The organism is Streptomyces sp. P5F9, from assembly GCF_057961495.1.
Genome location: NZ_JBXVPZ010000173.1, coordinates 1 through 18980 on the forward strand (window position 1 = coordinate 1; position 18980 = coordinate 18980).

Genomic DNA, 18980 nt, shown 5'->3' on the forward strand with positions numbered 1-18980 from the left:
CGCTCCTTCCGCACCCCCCTGGTCCCGGCCCTCCCGATCGTCTCGGTCCTGGCCTCCCTCTGGCTGATGCTCAACCTCCCCGCCGAGACCTGGCTCCGCTTCGCCATCTGGATGGCGATCGGCTTCGCCGTGTACTTCCTCTACGGCCGTACGCACAGCCGCCTGGGCCTGCAACAGGCGGCGGAGGCGGGCAAGTCCGCGACCCCGACCACCGGAAACGCCCCGTAGACACGCCAGTTGGCCGCCCGGCCCCGTAAGTCCCGCTCGGCGGAGGGGACTTGCGGGGCCGTGTGATAGGTACGTCAGCCGCGTACGCTGCGCGGACCGGTGACCTCCGCGCCCAACTCCGTGACCCGGCGCCGGAGTTCACGGTCCGCGGTGACCACCAGGCAGGGCCGGCCGGCGGCCTCGGCGACGAGTTCGACCATCCGGTCGTCGCCGCTGCCGGGTGCCGAGTCCACCCGTACGCCCGGAACGGACGCCACGCCGCGGGCGGCGCCCTCCACGACGAGGACGAGTTCCACGGGGTCCGTGCGGCCCGGCAGACCGTCGCTCGCGAGCCGGTCGCGGAGGCGCTCGGCGGCGCCCTTGCGGTCGCGCCACCAGCCGTCGGGCACCGACCCGACGACGTTCGCGCCGTCGACGACCACCAGCAGGGGAGTGTCCTCGTCCATGGGGCAAGGGTCGCATGCGGGCGGGGGGTGCCCCGCGCGGAAGTACCCGCCCCAATTACAGTGAACCGGTGAACGGCGACTGGCTCATACGCGGCCGCGACGGCCGGCTCAGTGTGTATCTGCCCTCGGGCGACGCCGTCCTGTGCCGGGCGGAACGCGGCCCCGGCGGCCTCTGGAGCGCCCCGCGCAAGGTCGGCGGCGACCAGAAGCTGCACCCCGGGCCGCTCGGCATCGGACAGGGCGCGGACGGCTACGCCCACCTCGTGTCCTGGCGCCCCACGGCGGCCGGCGAGTCCGGACTGGTCCACTCCACGCACTTCCGCCCCCGGCTCGCGGCCCTCGACTGGAGCCCGGTCGGCCACCCGAACAAGAAGGGCGACCGCACCGGCGTACCGGCGATCGCGGTCGACGCGGAGGGCCGGGCCCATGTCTTCGTACGCAACGCGGGGGCCGGTGTCAGCCTGCTGGCCCAACGGGAGAAGGGCGGCTGGGACCCGTGGCGCGACCTCAAGGGGAGCGACGTCCACGAGGACCTGGCGGCGGTGACGGGGGAGTCCGGCAGAGTCGAGCTGTACGCGGCGGTACCGGGCGCGATCCTGCACTGGCGCCAGGAGGAGCCGGGCGACCAGCCGGTGCTGGAGGAGGCGATGGAGGCCGGGGTCCGCCCGGGAACACTCCGCGCGCTGCCCACCTCCCCCGAGAGCACCACCCTCTTCTACACGGACGACTCCGGCGACCTCTGCGTCTGGCGCCCCGGCGCCAAGCCGCTCACCCTCCTCCCCTCGGCCGGCCCCGGCCCGGTGTCCGCGGTCCGCTGCGAACTCGACGGCCACGACTGCACGTTGCTCGCCCAGCGCTCGGCGAGCGGCCGGGTCGCCTTCGCCGCGTATCCCACGGAACAGGAGTCCGCGGGCGCCTGGTGGACCGAGTCGGGGCCCCAACTCCCGGCGGACGCCGAGGTGTCGCTGACGCTGGACGAGGACGAGCGGGTGGCCGCGGCGACGGTGTCGCCGTCCACCGGTCAACTGCTCGTCACGCGGCGGAAGGAGGAGGCTGGGCTGGCGCTGGAGGCGTGGCGGGAGGTCTGACGGGCTCGCTCGCGTCGTTGTGCGGCCGGCCCGTTGTCATGGCTCGCCCCGGGAGACGTGCTGGTCCGAGCCAGGCAGGCGCACAGCCGTCACACCGTGTTCGCCAAGTGTTCGACTTATGATGGGGCGCGCTCGGCGGCCCCGCGCAACAGGTGTCCGGGGGAATCGGCAGGTCAGCCGTGCCGGGAGTCATGGAAGGGGCGGGCCACGTCATGCGGACCGGATCCGGGCGCGGCGCCGCCCGACGCAGAACGGACGACAGCGTCGTCGCACACACGGAAACCGGGCGGTACACCGCCGAGACGACCCTGGACGGCCGCTGGCTCGTGCTCGGCAAGGACGGCAGGCTGACCGCGTACGCCCGCACCCGCGCCGGGCTGCTGCGCTGGACGGAGACCCGGCCGGGCGGCCCGGACTGGACGGGGCCCGACTTCTTCCCGGTGCCGGACCTGACCCACGTCTCGGTGGTCCAGGGGGCCGACGCCTACGTCCACTTCCTGGGGCGACGCGAGACCCGCAAGGGCGACGGGCCGCCCGCCGTCGACATCGTCCACGCCATCCAGTACCAGACCGGCCGCACGGTCACCGAGTGGCGGTCGCTGGGCAATCCGCACAAGGACCGGGAGAAGGCGGCCCGGTTCGGCGTCCCGGCGGCCGCGGTCAGCGCGTCGGGACGGGTGCACGTCTTCGCGCGCAACGCGGGCCGGGGACTGATGCTGCGCCGGGAGGGCGCCACCGGGAAGTGGGAGCCCTGGGAAGACCTCAAGGGCAGCGGGGTCCAGGACGGACCGGCCGTGGTCGCGCACGCCTCAGGGCGCATCGAGGTGCTGGCGGGCGGCGACCAGGACGCCATGTGGTGGCGGCAGGCCGAGGCCGACGGCGACTTCCGGCAGGAGCCGAACATCCCGGTGCGGGTGGCTCCGGGCACGCCCACGGCGCTGGAGACGGCACCGGACAGGGCGACGTACTACTGGACCGACCGGGACAGCGGACAGCTCGTCGGCCATCGCCCCGGCGGCTGGCTGATACCCCTCGGCGGGGCGGTGGCCGAGCATCCCGTCACGTCGATGCGCGCGGTGCTCGACGGGTACGACTGCACGGTGCTGGCCCACCGTGATCACGAGGGGCAGGTCATGCTCAGCGCGTTCGGCGCCGAGAACGAGCAGGCGGGCCTGTGGTGGTCCCCGACCGGTGAGCGCTGCGTCGGCGCCCCGGCGCTCGCCCTGGACGGGAACGGCCGTGTCGTGCTCGCGGTGATCGGCCCCGACGGCGCTCTGCGCGTCGCCCGCCAGACCGGGGGCCCCGGTCTGGCACTGGCTCCGTCGCTGCGCGTCTGACGACGGGCGGCAACGCGGAGCGTTGGCAACCGACGACAACGCCGCTGGGGGTCCCCCCACGCCTTTAAGGCAGTGGGGGAGGGCGTGCCAGGCCCCGCGTCTGCGGCATGATCCGCCGGACAGGCCCTAACCCCCGGTCGCCGGTGACTTCTTCGCCGACTCGGGAATCCGCTGGTCCTTGCGCAGGGCCTGCCACAACTGGCCGGCCTGCGGTTGCGCGGCCACGACGCGGTTCGGGTCCTGGGTGTCGTACCGCACGGGCAGCATGATCGTCTCCATGGTGGACGGATCGATGCCGTTCATGCTGCGTCCGAACTCGGCGAGCTTGGTGAGCGAGGCGAGGCCCGAGTCGGTGGTGAGCGACTCGGTGAGGTTGTCGGCGATCCTGTATGCCTTGGTGGGGCTGCCGAGGAGGTCCTGCTTCTTGATCTCGCTCAGCAGCGCGATCAGGAACTGCTGCTGGAGCCCGATGCGTCCGAGGTCACTGCCGTCGCCGATGCCGTGCCGGGTGCGGACGAACTGCAACGACCGGGTGCCGTCGAGCTTGTGCGTGCCGGCGGTCAGATCCAGGCCGCTGGACTTGTCGTGGATGTCCTGGTCGACGGTGACGGTGACCCCGCCTATCGCGTCCACCAGCCCCTTGAATCCCGCGAAGTCGACCTCCACGAAGTGGTCCATCCGTACCCCGGACATCTGCTCGACGGTCTTGACCACACAGGCCGGACCGGCGAGCGAGTAGACGGAGTTGAACATCACGCGCTTCTTCGAGGGAAGCGCGGAGCCGTCCTTCGCGGTGCACTCGGGACGTGTGACCAGGGTGTCGCGCGGGATGCTCACGGCAACCGCCTTCGCACGGCCTTCCGGTACGTGGATCACCAGCGCGGTGTCGGAGCGCGCCCCGGAGACGTTGCCCGTGCCCAGCGACGCGTTGGCGCCGGACCGCGAGTCGGAGCCCAGGACCAGGAGGTTCTGTCCCGAGGTGGGCAGCTTCTCCGGCCGGTCGTCACCGATCGCCTTGTCGAGGTCGACGCCCTTGATGTTGCCGTTCAGGTCGCTGTAGAGCCAGTAGCCGACGCCGCCCGCGGCCAGCACCAGCAGGACGAGACTCAGCGCGACCCAGCGCCACACGCGGCGGCGCCGGCGCGGCGGCTTGGCCCGGCGGGAGGACGGCGCGCGCCTCGATCCCGGGGAGTCCGTCTCCGTCAGGGCGTGCGTCATGTGCGTCGGTCCTCTCTCGTCACCAGTGAGCTCGGGGCACGAGTGGGGGGAGAGACCGGGCCCGTCTGCGGCGGTGGACGGTCGTCCACCGGTCATCAGACGTTCAACATCACGTAAGGGTTGTATGTGTTCTGTGTCATTTCCGTCCCTTGTTGACAGCTGTGTAAGCGCTTGATGATGATGTGCCGATCCTGTGAACGTTAAATTTTCGGTGTGAACGGGCGACGGCACGCTTGCCGTCGTCTTACGTGGTCGTGGAGGGGTGGCCGTGCCATTGCGTGCGTCCGCCCGTGGGGGGCGAGCGGCGTGACGACCGTGTTCGATCATGCTCTTGGACAGGCGGCGGGCCCGGTGGGCCGCCCCGCGCGGGACGGCGTCGTACGACAGCGTCCCGCCGCGGCGGGTCCCACCACGGTCACCGCCGAGCACGGCGACGTCTACGTCGAGCCGGGTCTGACCCCGCTGGCGGCCCGTGAGGCCAACCGGTCCGCGGTCACCGCACTGCTCGACTCGGCCGGTGTCGCCCACTTCGCCGTACGCGGCACCTCGGACCACGGCACGGTCGTCGCCGTCGCCGAGGAGGACCGGGACCGGGTGCTCGCCGTGGTGTTCCGCGGGCTGAGCCAGTACCCGGGGCATCTCGGTGTGATCGACCCGGACGCGCCCCGGCCGGCCAAGCCCGTCTCCTCGCGCGACCCCAAGGCCTGGCGCGACATCGCCGGCGCGCGGGTCCTCCAGATCAGCTGGTCCCGCACCGACCCGGGCCGCCACCTGCTGCTCGGGCACGAATACGGCTGCGCGATCGAGTTCTGGCAGCGGCACGGCACCCACCTCGTCGCCCCCCGCGCCAACCGGGCCACCTGGGCCGTCGCCGCCGACGGCGCGGGCGTTCTCGGTGCGGCCCGCCTGTTCAGCCGGTTCGTCTCGGACTGGACCCCGGGCCACCTCGCGCCCGCGCTCGCCACCCGCCCGGAGTTCCTGGTGAACTGCGCCGACGACATCGCGTTCCCCGTCGACGCCGTCTACACCTGGGTCGACGGCGACGACCCGTCCTGGCAGCAGCGCAAGGCGCAGGCGAAGGGCGAGGTCTACCACGCCGAGTCCGCGAGCGACGCCCGCTTCATCAGCCGCGACGAGCTGCGCTACTCGGTGCGCTCGCTGCACCTGTTCGCGCCGTGGATCCGCAACATCTACATCGTCACCGACGACCAGGTCCCGCCCTGGCTGCGCGAGGACCTGCCCGGGCTGCGCATCGCCACCCACCGGGAGATCTTCCGCGACCCGGCCGATCTGCCGACCTTCAACTCGCACTCGATCGAGAGCCAGCTGCACCACATCGAGGGCCTGGCCGAACACTTCCTGTACTTCAACGACGACATGTTCATGGGCCGCCCGGTGGCCCCGCACGCCTTCTTCACGCCGAGCGGCACGGCCCGCTACTTCCCTTCGCGCAACCGCATCCCGCAGGGCCCGGTCGCGGAGACCGACACCCCGGTCGACGCCGCGTGCAAGAACAACCGCGCCCTGCTGCTTGAACGATTCGGCAGGGTGATCACCCAGCCGATGGAACACATCCCGTACGCCCTGCGGCGCTCCGCGATGGAAGAGGCCGAGCGCGACTTCCCCGAGGCCTGGGCGCGGACCTCGGCCAGCAGGTTCCGGGCCATGACCGATCTGTCGCCGACCTCGTCCTTCGCGCTCTACTACGCGGCACTGACCGGCCGGGGGCAACCGGGATCGATGCCCTTCACCTATCTCCAGCTGGCCGTGCCGGACCTGGCGGACCGCCTGCAACGGCTGCTCGACGGCCGGGACCAGGACTCCTTCTGTCTCAACGACGCCTTCTCGACACCGGAGGACATCGAGTCGCAGCAGGAACTGCTGGACAGCTTCCTCAACGCCTACTTCCCCACCCCAAGCCCCCACGAGAGATGAAACGGAGTTCGTGACGTGTCGGACCCGACGTCCATGAGCTCCGCGGTCAACGTCTACAAACGCCTCGTTCCCCAGCCGGTGCGCTCCGCCGCCGCGACCACCGTGCCGGTGCGGGTACGGCGCAAGGTCAAACGGCGGCTCGCGCGCACCCTGAGCCGCCGTGAGGCACGGCTGCACCGGCGCGCCCTGCGCCAGGTGCGCCGGGCGGAACTCGGCCGCTCCGAGCGCCGTACCGAGGCACCCGACGGCAGGGTCGGCCACGTGCACACCGGCCTCACCCTCGACCTGGCCCGCCGGCTCGACCACGACATGGTCACCTACGCCCTCGACGCCGCCGACATCCCCTGGTTCGCGGTCCCGGCGCTCGACGACCGGCGGATCAGCCTGGCCGTCGACCACAAGGACAAGGGCGCGGTCCGCCGCGTGCTACGCGCGTTGCTGGAGGAGCAGACCGGCTACGTCGTCTCTGTGTCACCCGCGCAGAACGACACCCAGCAGACCCCGGGCAGCCATGTGAAGGCGTGGAAGCACTACGCCAAGGCCAAGGTGATCCGCCTGACCTGGCTGCGCACCGAGCCCACCGAGAACCTCTGGGTGGGGGAGGACCAGGGCATCGAGATCGAGTTCTGGACCGCCAACACCGACCTGCCCGTCGAACGACTGGTCGGGCCGCGCCCCAACCGGGTCCAGCGCACGGTGCCCAGCGACGCACCCGGTATCGAGATCGGCATCGACCGGCTGTCCGGCTACTGCGACACCGACGGCGACATGGCGCCGACGATCACGCTGGAGAACTTCGACGTCGTACGGCTCGAAGAGATCACCTTCCCGGTGGACGCGGTCCTGCTGTGGCAGCACCCCACGCCCTGGGGCGAGGAACTGCTGCGGGCCGCGCTGCGCTCCCTGCACCAGTACGCGCCCTGGACGGACGTCGTCCACGTGGTCGCCGAGGCGGAGCCGCCGGCCTGGCTCGCGGCCGACGACCGGCTCACCGTGGTCCGCGCCAGGCCGGGCGCCGAGTGGCACCTGCACCAACTGCCCGACCTCGCCGAGCACTTCCTGCTGCTGCGTCCCGGAGCCCTGCTCGGCAGGCCCGTCCGCGCCTTCGACTACTTCACCCCGAACGGCACGACCCGCCCCCGGCGCGGCCCCTGGACCGCCCAGGAGTCCTTCGCCCCGTGGACCCGCACCGCGTACTCGGCCACCAGCCGGGTCGCCTCCCACGGCTACGCGCACGGCCCGCAGCCGTACCGCGTCGAGACGCTGGCCAGGCTCGCCGGGTCCGGCGCCGCGCCGCTGCCGCTCGACGACGCGCAGCGGCTGCCCGCCCTGCTCGGCACGCATCCCCTGGACGGCGTGGTGCACCACCTCGGCCACACCACCGGCCTGGCCGACCCCTCGGGCGAGCCCTCCGTGGCGCTGCACGCCGCACTCCCCGGCATCGGCACCCACCTGGACCGGCTCCTCGTACGCCGCGACACCCAGCAGATCCAGCTGTTCGGCCTCGGCACCGACGAAGCACGCGCCCGCGGCGGCACCAGGGCCGTCGTCCGGTTCCTGCACCGCTACTTCCCCGTCCCGAGCATCTTCGAGGGCGACCACCACACAGACGAGGCGGACAACCAGCCGTGAGTATGGGCAACCCCGAGGCCTCCGCGGCGGTCGGGGCATACCGCATCCTTGTCCCCAGAGGCCTCAGACGCCGGATCGCCCGTCGTGTCCCGCTGCGGCTGCGCATGGCGCTGAAGGGGCTGCTGCGTCGGCTGCACACCGTCAACCTGGGCTCCCGCATGGTGCGGGGCATCCGGGCCCGCCGGCGTTGGCCGCATCTGTTCGGCCCGGGCGAGCACCTCGCGGCCCTCGCCGGACACGGATCGCGGATCGCCCTGGTCCGGCCGACCGTGTCGCCGCTCGGACTGCGCGAGGCCAACCTCGAACTCGTCGTCACCGCCCTGGAAGAAGCCGGCGTCGACTACTTCGCCGTGCGCGGCACCTCCGAGTTCCGCTCCTGCCTCGCCGTCGCCGAGCCCGACCGGTACCGGGTCGAGCAGGTGCTGGAGAGCTGCGCCGACCGCAGCCCCGTCTACCTGCGGGCCTGCCGGGGCGCCGCCGCACAGGGCCGCACCGTGCTGGCCGGCTCACGGCGCGGCCGGGACCTGGCCCACCAGGCCGCCGTGCTCCGCGTCGGCATGGTGTGGAGCGACCTCGCCGGCACCCTGGTCCTCGGCCTGGAGCACGGCTGCGACATCGAGTTCTGGCGGCCCGAGGAAGGACGCCTGCTGGCACCCCGGCCCAACCGGGTGACCGAGGACGTCGCCCTCGACGAGCCCCGGGTCGCCGTCCCGGTCAGCCGGCTCACCGGCTTCGCGGCCCTGCACACCCGCCGCACCCGCTCCGTCCGCACCATCCGGCCCTGCGCCGACCCGCTGCCCGAGGACGTGCGCTTCCCGATCGACGTCGTCTACACCTGGGTCGACGGCAGCGACCCCAACTGGCAACGCCGGCGCGGCGCCTACGGCGAGCACGGCTACCACAGCGAGTCCGCCAACGCGGCCCGCTACATCAGCCGCGACGAACTCCGGTACTCCCTGCGCGCGTTGGAGCAGAACGCCCCCTGGGTGCGCCATGTCCATCTGGTGACGGACCGTCAGCGACCGTCCTGGCTCAACGAGACCCACCCGCGCATCACCGTCGTCGACCACTCGGAGATCTTCGGCGACCCCGCCGCGCTGCCCACCTTCAACTCGCATGCCATCGAGAGCCGGCTCCACCACATCAAGGGCCTGTCGGAGCACTTCCTGTACTTCAACGACGACATGTTCCTGGGCAGCCCCGTCACCCCGCAGGACTTCTTCCTGTCCAACGGCATGACCCGCACCTTCTTCTCCCCGTCCCAGGTGCCCCGCTGGGACCCCAGCCCCGTGGACCGCCCGGTCGACGCGGCCGGCAAGAACAACCGGCGCCTGCTCCAGGCACACTTCGGCACCGCCATCGTGCAGAAACTCCGCCACGCCCCCTACGCCCTGCGCCGCAGCGTCCTGGAGGAGATAGAGCGCGAGTTCGCCCAGGAGCACCGGCAGACCTCGCACAGCCGGTTCCGCAGCGCCGAGGACATCTCCATCCCGTCCTCGCTGTACCACTACTACGCCTACTTCACCGGCAGAGCCGTGCCGTCGAACATCACCTTCGCCTACCTCGACCTGGCCAAGCCCGAGATTCAGCGCCGGCTCGGCATCCTGCTGGCCCGCCGCGACCGGCAGGCGTTCTGCATCAACGACACCCTCTCCGACGGCCATGACGTCGACCGGCAGACGGAGATGCTCAAGACGTTCCTGCGCGCCTACTACCCGGTGCCGAGTCCCTTCGAGCGCAAGGAGCGCGCGGCCCGGTGAAGATCTCGTTCCTGATCAACAACATCTACGGCATCGGCGGCACCAACCGCACCGTCATCAACCTGGCCGAGGCACTCTCCGTCCACCACGAGGTGGAGATCGTCTCGGTGTTCCGGCGGGCCACGACCCCCAAGTTCGAGATCTCCCCCCGCATCTCCGTCCGCGCCCTCGTGGACCTGCGCCCCGGGTCCTCCGACCGCGGGGCCGCCGCCGGCGGGGTACCCAGCGAAGTCGTCCCGCGCCAAGAGGAGTTCTACGCCCAGTACAACAGGTTCACCGACGGGCGCATCATCCGTGACCTGCAACGGACGTCCGCCGACGTGGTGGTCGGCACCCGCCCCAGCCTCAACCTCTTCGTCGCCGCCCACACCCGGGACGGCGCCCTGCGGGTCGCCCAGGAACACATGACCCACCTGGCGATCCCGCCGGCGGTACGCGAGGAGATGGCCCGGGTCTACCCGCGCCTCGACGCCATCACCACGGTCACCGAGGCCGACGCCCACTCCTTCACGGAGCACACCCCGATCCCCGGCATCCCGGTCGTCGGCATCCCCAACAGCGTGCCGGAGCCGCTCGTCGAGCCCTCCGACTGCTCCCGCAAGGTCGTCGTCAGCGCGGGCCGCATGCACCAGATCAAGCGCTACGACCTCCTGATCCGCGCCTTCGGCCAACTGGCCGAGGAGTTCCCCGACTGGCAGCTGCGCATCTACGGCGACGGCGGCGAGGCCGGGAAACTGCGCGCCCTCGTCACCGAACTCGGCCTCGCCGGACGGGCGTTGCTCATGGGCGGCTTCTCACCGATCGAGTCCGAATGGGCCAAGGGCTCCATCGCCGCCGTCACGTCGAGCGCCGAGTCCTTCGGCATGACCCTGGTCGAGGCCATGCGCTGCGGCCTGCCCGTGGTCTCCACCGACTGTCCTGTCGGCCCCAGGGAGATCCTGCGCGACGGCGAGGACGGCTTCCTCGTCCCCAACGGCGACGTCGAGGGCATCGCCTGGGGCCTGCGCCGCCTCATGGCCGACGACGAGCTGCGCCGCGCCATGGGTGCCGCCGCACTGCGCAACGCCGCCCGCTACGACCCCGCGGCCGTGGCCGACCGCTATGTGGAGCTCTTCGAGGACGCCGCCCGTCGCCGCGCCGCGGTCCACCGCGGCTACCGGGCCCCGGCAGGTGCCCGCAAGGGAGGCACCGACCTGCTCACCGTGCCGCCCGTCTCCCTCGGCACGGCCACCGTGGACGTCACCGCGGACGGCGCGGGCTTCCTGCGCTTCTCGGCCGACGGGCCCGAAGAGGGCCGCCGGCGCTGGCAGTTCGTGCTGCGTCACAAGCCGTCGGACGGCAACCGGCGCCCCGACCTCCCGCTGCGCACATCCCGCAAGGACCTGGACAACGGCGGCATCCGCTACACCGCCGTCCTCACCCCCTCGGCCCTCGACGAACTCGGCGACGGGCGCTGGCAGGTGACCATGAACGCCTCCAAGGCCTCCTTCGTCCACATGAAGGCCGGCGTCCGCGACACCCGGGCCCTCATCGACGCCCGCGCCCGGCTGGTGGCCCGCCCGCCGGCCGGCCCGCTCGGCTGGAACCTCCCCTACGCCCAGCCCAACGGCCGACTGATGCTGCGCACCGTCCTGCGCGAGGAGCACGCCGAGTGCGCCCGGGTCGAGGCGGCGGACGGCGCCATCACGATTCGGGGCGTGCTGACCGGCGGACGCCCGATCAAGCCGGGCGCGCTGTTCATCGTCAGCCGCCGCGGGCGGCACGGGAAGAACTTCTCCACGCCCGTCCAGGTCCTCGGCCGCCAGGCGTTCCGCGCCGACGTGCCGTTGCGCCGCGTCGTCGACCACCGCCTGGAGCGCTGGGAGGACTGGGACTGGTGGCTCCAGCCCGACCCGTACGACCGCCGCAAGGTACGCGTCTGCCATCTGCTGGAGGACTTCCCCGACGTCAAGGGCGCCTACGTCTACCCTTCCGTGCCGCTGGTCGGGGACGAGCCCTCTCCGTACGCCGCGGTCCACCCGGCCCGCCCCGTGTGGGTACGGCCCTACTGCTCGGCCTCGGGCGCCATGGCCATGAACGTGGTGGACCGATGAGCCCTTCCGATCTCGACGGCCTGGGAGGCCCGATGACCACGACAGCCCGATCCGTCCTGCACATCGTCGCTCACCAGGACGACGACCTGTACTTCATGAACCCCGACCTCGTCCGCTCCCTCCAGGACGGTGACCGGATCACCACGGTGGTCGTCACCGCGGGCGAGGGCGACGGCATCAACGTCGACACCAACGAGCCCCAACGCGCCGCCGTACCACCGGACTTCGCCCGCTACAGCACCGAGCGCGGCTGCGGACTGCGGTCCGCGTACGCCCGGATGGCCACCGGCGACCGCGATCACCCCTGGCAGCGCGAACCCGTCGATCTCGTCCCCGGGTTCGCCGCCGAGCGGTTCACCCTGGTCGACCACGACGCGGTGAGCCTCTACTTCCTCCAGTTGCACCAGGGCGCCCCCACCGAGCGCGGCACCCGCACCCGCCTGCACGACCTGTGGGAGGGCGCCCTGCGCACCCAGGCCACGCTGCCGGTCCATGGCTGCACCGTCGGCCAGGTCCAGCACATCACCCGCGAGCAGGTGACCGACGCCCTGACCGCGCTGCTCGACCACGTCCGTCCCACGACGGTGCGCACGATGGACCCCGACCCCGAACACGACGGCGGCCGTGAGGAGTTCGTCTGCTCGGACCACGTCGACCACACCACCGCGGCACAGTTCGCGCTCGCCGCCCTCACCCGGCACCGGGAGGCCGGCCACAACCCGGTCGTCGAGCACTACCGCGCCTACGCCAACCGTTTCTGGGGCCACAACCTCGACTCGGCAGCGACGGCGGAGAAAGCCGAGTACCTGGCCACGTACGGCGGTCTCGACGCCCCCTCGGCCTGCCCGCACGGCACCTGCCAGACCTGCGGCGACCGGCAGCTGGGCCCCGACCCGTACCGCAGCACGCACATGATGAGCTCCGCCTACCGCTACTCGCCGGCCACCGACTGGCTGCGCCTGGGGCCCGGCGGGCGGCTCAACGCGTTCGGGGTGCTGGCCGGGCGGCTCGCGTTCTGGACGGAGACGAGCCCGGGCGACGGCGAGTGGAAGGGCCCCTTCGTCCTCGGCGACGGCTGGATCGCGTCCACCCTGGCCGTCACCGGGTCGCCCGGCGGCCCCGCGGAACTCGTCGGCCTGCGCCGCCAGCAGGTGGTGGGCGGCGGGGTCACCGTCGACGTCGTGCACACGGTCCAGGACCCCGGCGGCAACGGCTTCAGCGGCTGGCAGACCCTGGAGAACCCCGACTGGGCGCACGGCGACGGCCGCCGCCAGCGAGAGGCGGGCGTGCCGTCCGCCGCCGTCGACACGGCCGGGCGCCTGTACGTCTTCGTCCGCAACTTCGACCAGGGCATCAGCGTGCGCCGCCGGGACACCGACGGCACCTGGAGCCCGTGGGAGAACATCGGCGGACGGTTCGTCCAGGACGCGGGCACGGCCCTGACCACCGAGCGCGGCACGGTCGAGCTGTACGTGCCGGGCAAGAACACGGTGTGGCGCTGGCACCAGGCCGAACCCGGCGGCGCCTTCCTCCTCGACGACACCCTCCAGACGGGCCGTCCCGCCACCGGCGGCATCTCCGCCGTCGACTCGGGCGGCGGCCGCACCTGCCTGTACTTCCGGGAAGCCGGCACCCAGCAGGTCATGGCCTACCGCCAGCACGCCGACGGCCGCTGGCCCGGGTCCGGCGCAGGGCTCGGTGGACACGGCGGCACGGGCGCGGTGGCCGCGCTGTGGGCTCCGGAGCGTGGCGCCCGCGAGGCTTTCCTGGCCCACCGGGGCAGCCGCGGCCGCCTCGTCGTCTCGATGCCCGACCGGGACAAGAACGTCTCCGGCACGCACTGGCACGAGTCCGGCGACATGGTCGCCCACGCTCCGGCGATGGCCTACGACGCGACAGGCGCCCTGGTCGTCGCCGTCATCGGCACGGACGGCCGGCTGCGGGTGCGCCGCCAGCTGTCGCCGACGGTGGGCAGTCCGCTGGGGCCCTGGCGGTCGTAGAACACGGTCGGACGCAGACGATCCTGCCGAGAGAAAGGCCGTACACCCCATGCCAGTTGGACGAAGAATCTTCCTCGGCGCCTTCACCGCGGGCGCCGTCACCGTCGCCGCCGACACGGACGCGACGGCCGACGCCGAAGCATGAGAGGAGGGCCTCCGCCCGAAAGCGGAGGCCCTCTCCAAGTCACGCCCGTACGACGGTCGTTACGCCGGAACGCTCGCCAGACCCGGCGCCAGGAACGGCTTGCCGTTGACCCGCTCCGACACACCCTCCCGGTCCAGGTACGGCGTGATGCCGCCCAGGTGGAAGGGCCAGCCGGCGCCCGTGATCAGGCACAGGTCGATGTCCTGGGCCTCGGCGACGACACCCTCGTCGAGCATCAGCCCGATCTCCTGCGCCACCGCGTCCAGGACGCGATCCCGCACCTGCTCCTCGGTCAGCACCGAGTCGCCCTGCTTGAGCAACGCCGCGACCTCGGGGTCGAGTTCGGGCTTCCCGCTGTCGTAGACGTAGAAGCCGCGCTTGCCCGCCTTGACGACTGCCGCGAGGTTCGGGGAGACCGTGAAGCGGTCGGGGAAGGCCCGGTTGAGGGTCTCCGAGACATGCAGACCGATCGCCGGACCGACCAACTCCAGGAGAACCAGCGGGGACATCGGCAGGCCGAGCGGCTCCACGGCCTTCTCCGCGACCGCGACCGGGGTGCCCTCGTCGATGACGTTCTGGATCTCGCCCATGAAGCGGGTGAGGATGCGGTTGACGACGAACGCCGGGGCGTCCTTCACCAACACCGCTGTCTTCTTCAGCTTCTTGGCCACCGCGAACGCGGTGGCGAGCGAGGCGTCGTCCGTCTGCTCGCCGCGCACGATCTCCAACAGGGGCAGAATCGCCACGGGGTTGAAGAAGTGGAAGCCCACGACCCGCTCGGGGTTCTTGAGCTTCGACGCCATCTCGGAGACGGACAGCGAGGATGTGTTGGTGGCGAGGATCGCGTGCGCCGGGGCGACCGCCTCGACCTCCGCGAACACCTGCTGCTTGACGCCGATCTCCTCGAAGACGGCCTCGATGATGAAGTCGGCGTCGGAGAAGCCCTCGGCCTTGTCCAGCACACCGGTGACCAGGGCCTTGAGGCGGTTGGCCTTGTCCTGGTTGATACGGCCCTTGCCGAGCAGCTTCTCGATCTCGGCGTGGACGTAGCCCACACCCTTGTCGACACGCTCCTGGTCGATGTCCGTGAGGACGACCGGCACTTCGAGGCGGCGCAGGAAGAGCAGGGCGAGCTGCGAGGCCATCAGACCGGCGCCGACCACACCCACCTTGGTGACCGGACGTGCCAGCGACTTGTCGGGCGCACCCGCCGGACGCTTGCCGCGCTTCTGGACGAGGTTGAACGCGTAGATACCGGCGCGGAGTTCGCCACCCATGATCAGGTCGGCGAGCGCCAGGTCCTCGGCGTCGTAGCCCTGCTGGAGGTCGCCGTTCTTGGCGGCCCCGATGATGTCGAGGGCGCGGTAGGCGGCCGGGGCCGCGCCGTGCACCTTGGAGTCCGCGACGAAACGGCCCTTGGCGACGGCCTGGTCCCAGGCCTCGCCGCGGTCGATCGCCGGACGCTCGACCTTGATGTCGCCCTTGAGGACGTTGGCCGTCCAGATCAGCGACTGCTCCAGGAAGTCGGCGCCCTCGAAGAGCGCGTCGGCGATCCCGAGGTCGAAGACCTGCTGGCCCTTGAGCTGCTTGTTCTGGTTGAGGCTGTTCTCGATGATCACCGAGACGGCCTTGTCGGCGCCGATCAGGTTCGGCAGCAGCGTGCAGCCGCCCCAGCCTGGGACGAGGCCGAGGAAGACCTCGGGCAGCGAGAAGGCCGCGATGTGCTTCGACACCGTGCGGTACTCGCAGTGCAGACCGACCTCGACACCGCCGCCCATGGCCGCGCCGTTGTAGTAGGTGAACGTCGGTACCGCGATGTCCGCGAGGCGCTTGAAGACCTCGTGGCCGCCCCTGCCGATGGCGAGTGCGTCGTCGTGGTTCTTGAGGAGCTCGACGCCCTTCAGGTCCGCGCCGACGGCGAAGACGAACGGCTTGCCGGTGATGCCGACACCGACGATCTCGCCGGCCGCCGCCTCCTTCTCGACCTGGTCGATGGCGGTGTTGAGGTTCGCCAGAGAGGCCGGGCCGAAGGTGGTCGGCTTGGTGTGGTCGAAGCCGTTGTCCAGCGTGATGAGCGCGAACCGCCCAGCGCCGTACGGCAGGTCGAGGTGACGGACGTGCGCGGACGTCACGACCTCGTCGGGGAACAGCTCGGCCGCACCCTTCAGAAGCTCGGTGGTGGTGCTCACTTGTCCCCCTCGAAGTGCGGGTTCTCCCAGATGACCGTGGCGCCCATGCCGAAGCCGACGCACATCGTCGTCAGGCCGTAGCGGACGTTCGGCTGCTCCTCGAACTGACGGGCCAGCTGCGTCATCAGGCGGACGCCCGACGAGGCCAGCGGGTGACCGAAGGCGATCGCGCCGCCGTACTGGTTGACGCGCTCGTCGTCGTCCGCGATGCCGTAGTGCTCCAGGAAGGCCAGCACCTGTACGGCGAAGGCCTCGTTGATCTCGAAGAGGTTGATGTCCTCGATCGAGAGGCCCGCCTTGGCGAGCGCCTTCTCCGTCGCCGGGATCGGCCCGTAGCCCATGACCTCCGGCTCGACGCCCGCGAAGGCGTACGAGACGAGGCGCATCTTCACCGGCAGGTTGTTCTCGCGCGCGAAGTCCTCGCTGGCGATGATCGACGCGGTGGCACCGTCGTTCAGCCCGGCCGCGTTGCCCGCGGTGACCCGCCCGTGCACACGGAACGGCGTCTTCAGACCGGCGAGGTTCTCCAGGGTGGTCCCCGGACGCATCGGCTCGTCGGCGGTGACCAGACCCCAACCGGTCTCGCCCACCTGCTCGTTGGTGTTGCGCACCGAGATCGGCACCAGGTCCTGCTGGATCTTGCCGTTGGCGTACGCCTTGGCGGCCTTCTCCTGCGAACGCACCGCGTACTCGTCGGCACGCTGCTTGGTGATCGTCGGGTAGCGGTCGTGCAGGTTCTCCGCCGTCATGCCCATGAACAGCGCGGAGTCGTCGACCAGCTTCTCGCTCACGAACCGCGGGTTCGGGTCCACGCCCTCGCCCATGGGGTGACGGCCCATGTGCTCGACACCACCGGCGATGACGGCGTCGTAGGCACCGAAGGCGATGGAGCCCGCGGTGGTCGTGACGGCGGTCAGCGCGCCCGCACACATGCGGTCGATGGAGTAACCGGGGACTGACTGAGGCAGCCCGGCGAGAATTCCCGCGGTCCTCCCCAGGGTCAGCCCCTGGTCACCGATCTGCGTGGTCGCGGCGATGGCGACCTCGTCGATCTGCGCGGGATCGAGTCCGGGGTTGCGGCGCAGCAGCTCCCGGATCGCCTTCACAACGAGGTCGTCGGCCCGGGTCTCGTGGTAGATGCCCTTCGGGCCCGCCTTGCCGAACGGGGTGCGGACGCCGTCGACGAAGACGACGTCCCTGACGGTACGAGGCACGATTGGCTCTCCTCCAGGGTGCGGGATCGGCACTGCCGCGATGCGCTGAGCGCGCGCTCAGTACCCATGCTACTTGTGGGTAACCAAGCTGCCCACCCCCGGGGCCGGGAGCGGCGAACGTCACACCCCGCCCGCGCCCGGTTCCCTGGGCGCTACCTGAGGATCTTGGCTTGATCTCGACGCCAAGGTTCCGCTTCCGAGTCCTTTTGTCTTTAGGGGCGCGAGGAACTGCGCGACCAGCCACAACGGACCCGCACCCGCAAAACAACGCACAACCCCTACGGCGCCTTCGCGGTCAAAGCCTCCACCAAAACCGGCGCGACCTGCTCAACCTGCCAAGCCCGAGCCCCGTACCCGGCAAGCGCAGCCCCCACGGACTCCACATCCACACTCCTCGGCGGCTCCCAGCAAACCCGCCGCACAGTGTCCGGAGTAATGAGGTTCTCCTGAGGCATGTTGAGCCCCTCGGCCACAGCCGACACGGCAGCACGCGCCGCGGACAACCGAGCCGCGGCCTCGGGATCCTTGTCGGCCCAGGCGCGGGGCGGAGGCGGCCCGGTAACCGGCTGACCGGGCTGCGGCAGCGCCGAGTCGGGCAGGGCCTTGGCCCGATCGACCGCCGCCTGCCACTGTTCCAGCTGCCGCCGCCCCATCCGATGCCCGAACCCGTTCAACGCGGCCAGTGCCTGCACGTCGACGGGAAGAGAGAGCGCGGCCTCCACGATCGCCGCGTCCGACAGCACCTTCCCCGGCGACACGTCCCTGCGCTGCGCGATCCGGTCCCGCGTCTGCCACAGCTCCCGTACGACACCGAGCTGCCGGCGCCGCCGTACCTTGTGCATCCCGGACGTACGACGCCACGGATCCTTGCGGGGTTCGGCCGGCGGCGCGGCCGCGATCGCGTCGAACTCCTGGCGGGCCCAGTCCAGCTTGCCCTGCCGGTCGAGTTCCTTCTCCAGCGCGTCCCGCAGATCGACGAGGAGTTCGACGTCGAGGGCGGCGTAGCGCAGCCAGGGTTCGGGCAGCGGGCGGGTGGACCAGTCGACGGCGGAGTGCCCCTTCTCCAGGACGAAACCGAGCACACCTTCGACCATCGCGCCCAGGCCGACCCGCGGGAATCCGGCGAGCCGACCCGCCAGCTCGGTGTCGAAGAGCCGCGTCGGCACCATGCCTATCTCGCGCAGACAGGGCAAGTCCTGGGTGGCGGCGTGCAGCACCCACTCGACGCCGGAGATGGCCTCACCGAGGCCCGACAGATCGGGGCAGGCGACGGGGTCGATCAGTGCGGTGCCCGCGCCCTCGCGGCGCAGCTGCACCAGATAGGCGCGCTGCCCGTAGCGGTAGCCGGACGCGCGCTCGGCGTCGACGGCCACGGGACCCGTGCCGGCGGCGAAGGCCGCGATCACCTCGGCGAGCGCGTCCTCGTCGGCGATCACGGGCGGAATGCCCTCTCGGGGCTCAAGCAAAGGGATCGGCGCCGGTTCGACGTCGTCCGGAGGGGCGCCTCCGGTGGTTCGCAGTGAACTGTCTGCTGCGGTTTCTTGGGCGTCGGTCACCTGTCAAGGGTATCCGTGTATGGACAACGCCCGCCGACGGAACGTTCCGTCGACGGGCGTCTGGGGGTCGTAAACCAGTCAGGTAAGTGAAAGATCCGGTTCACGGCTCGAAGGGGGAGCGGGAGGGGAGCGGAAGGGG

13 protein-coding genes are annotated in these 18980 nt (G+C 71.3%); 8 read left to right on the forward strand and 5 right to left on the reverse strand.

Features of this window, described 5'->3' with window-relative positions:
* On the forward strand, positions 1–228 hold a 228-nt coding region (locus tag AC31A1_RS25775; protein ID WP_489655599.1), incomplete at its 5' end, for an amino acid permease C-terminal domain-containing protein.
* 74 nt (positions 229–302) lie between these two features.
* On the opposite strand, the gene AC31A1_RS25780 is transcribed toward AC31A1_RS25775, so the two are convergent.
* Complete coding sequence (locus AC31A1_RS25780; protein ID WP_366493236.1) at positions 303–674, reverse strand: PIN domain-containing protein; 372 nt, start codon at positions 672–674, stop codon at positions 303–305.
* A gap of 68 nt (positions 675–742) precedes the next feature.
* Here AC31A1_RS25780 and AC31A1_RS25785 point away from each other — a divergent pair, with 68 nt between their 5' ends.
* Together AC31A1_RS25785 and AC31A1_RS25790 are read left to right on the forward strand one after the other, a co-directional pair.
* Entirely contained in the window at positions 743–1762 is a 1020-nt protein-coding gene (locus AC31A1_RS25785; protein WP_489655600.1) for a hypothetical protein, read from the forward strand.
* Positions 1763–1974: 212 nt separating this feature from the next.
* Positions 1975–3099, forward strand: a complete 1125-nt coding sequence (locus AC31A1_RS25790) for a DUF8189 domain-containing protein (protein ID WP_489655601.1) — start codon at positions 1975–1977, stop codon at positions 3097–3099.
* A gap of 126 nt (positions 3100–3225) precedes the next feature.
* On the opposite strand, the gene AC31A1_RS25795 is transcribed toward AC31A1_RS25790, so the two are convergent.
* Complete coding sequence (locus AC31A1_RS25795) at positions 3226–4317, reverse strand: LCP family protein (RefSeq protein ID WP_489655602.1); 1092 nt, start codon at positions 4315–4317, stop codon at positions 3226–3228.
* A gap of 306 nt (positions 4318–4623) precedes the next feature.
* On the opposite strand from AC31A1_RS25795, the gene AC31A1_RS25800 reads away from it, so the two are divergent.
* Genes AC31A1_RS25800 through AC31A1_RS25820 form a run of 5 tightly spaced genes read left to right on the forward strand, consistent with a single transcriptional unit; the run spans position 4624 to position 13737 of the window.
* A complete protein-coding gene (locus AC31A1_RS25800) occupies positions 4624–6252 on the forward strand; it encodes a stealth family protein (protein ID WP_489655603.1) in 1629 nt (542 codons plus the stop codon).
* A 15-nt stretch (positions 6253–6267) separates the two neighbouring features.
* The gene (locus tag AC31A1_RS25805) at positions 6268–7884 is read left to right on the forward strand and encodes a sugar phosphotransferase (RefSeq protein ID WP_489655604.1); all 1617 of its coding nucleotides are present in this window, start codon (positions 6268–6270) and stop codon (positions 7882–7884) included.
* Positions 7881–9644 carry a stealth family protein gene (locus tag AC31A1_RS25810; RefSeq protein WP_489655605.1) on the forward strand — a complete coding sequence of 588 codons (1764 nt, stop codon included), beginning with the start codon at positions 7881–7883 and terminating at the stop codon, positions 9642–9644. The genes AC31A1_RS25805 and AC31A1_RS25810 overlap by 4 nt, the downstream gene beginning before the upstream one ends.
* A complete protein-coding gene (locus AC31A1_RS25815; protein ID WP_489655606.1) occupies positions 9641–11737 on the forward strand; it encodes a glycosyltransferase family 4 protein in 2097 nt (698 codons plus the stop codon). Before AC31A1_RS25810 ends, AC31A1_RS25815 begins: the two co-directional genes overlap by 4 nt.
* A gap of 32 nt (positions 11738–11769) precedes the next feature.
* On the forward strand, positions 11770–13737 hold the full coding sequence (locus AC31A1_RS25820) for a DUF8189 domain-containing protein (protein WP_489655607.1): 1968 nt from the start codon (positions 11770–11772) through the stop codon (positions 13735–13737).
* A 204-nt stretch (positions 13738–13941) separates the two neighbouring features.
* On the opposite strand, the gene AC31A1_RS25825 is transcribed toward AC31A1_RS25820, so the two are convergent.
* The 3 genes from AC31A1_RS25825 to AC31A1_RS25835 form a co-directional block, all read right to left on the reverse strand.
* Positions 13942–16071 (reverse strand): 3-hydroxyacyl-CoA dehydrogenase NAD-binding domain-containing protein, encoded by a 2130-nt coding sequence (locus tag AC31A1_RS25825; protein ID WP_489655608.1) that lies wholly within the window; start codon positions 16069–16071, stop codon positions 13942–13944.
* Positions 16068–17285 (reverse strand): thiolase family protein, encoded by a 1218-nt coding sequence (locus AC31A1_RS25830; protein ID WP_329259529.1) that lies wholly within the window; start codon positions 17283–17285, stop codon positions 16068–16070. The genes AC31A1_RS25825 and AC31A1_RS25830 overlap by 4 nt, the downstream gene beginning before the upstream one ends.
* Positions 17286–17563: 278 nt before the next feature.
* Entirely contained in the window at positions 17564–18841 is a 1278-nt protein-coding gene (locus tag AC31A1_RS25835) for an HRDC domain-containing protein (RefSeq protein WP_489655609.1), read from the reverse strand.
* Between the last annotated feature and the right edge of the window lie 139 nt (positions 18842–18980).

Bases quoted from the DNA above. Each gene is read 5' to 3' on its own strand.
- AC31A1_RS25780 (WP_366493236.1), bottom strand. From the start codon at position 674: ATGGACGAGGACACTCCCCTGCTGGTGGTCGTCGACGGCGCGAACGTC.
- AC31A1_RS25790 (WP_489655601.1), top strand. From the start codon at position 1,975: ATGCGGACCGGATCCGGGCGCGGCGCCGCCCGACGCAGAACGGACGAC.
- AC31A1_RS25795 (WP_489655602.1), bottom strand. From the start codon at position 4,317: ATGACGCACGCCCTGACGGAGACGGACTCCCCGGGATCGAGGCGCGCG.
- AC31A1_RS25820 (WP_489655607.1), top strand. From the start codon at position 11,770: ATGACCACGACAGCCCGATCCGTCCTGCACATCGTCGCTCACCAGGAC.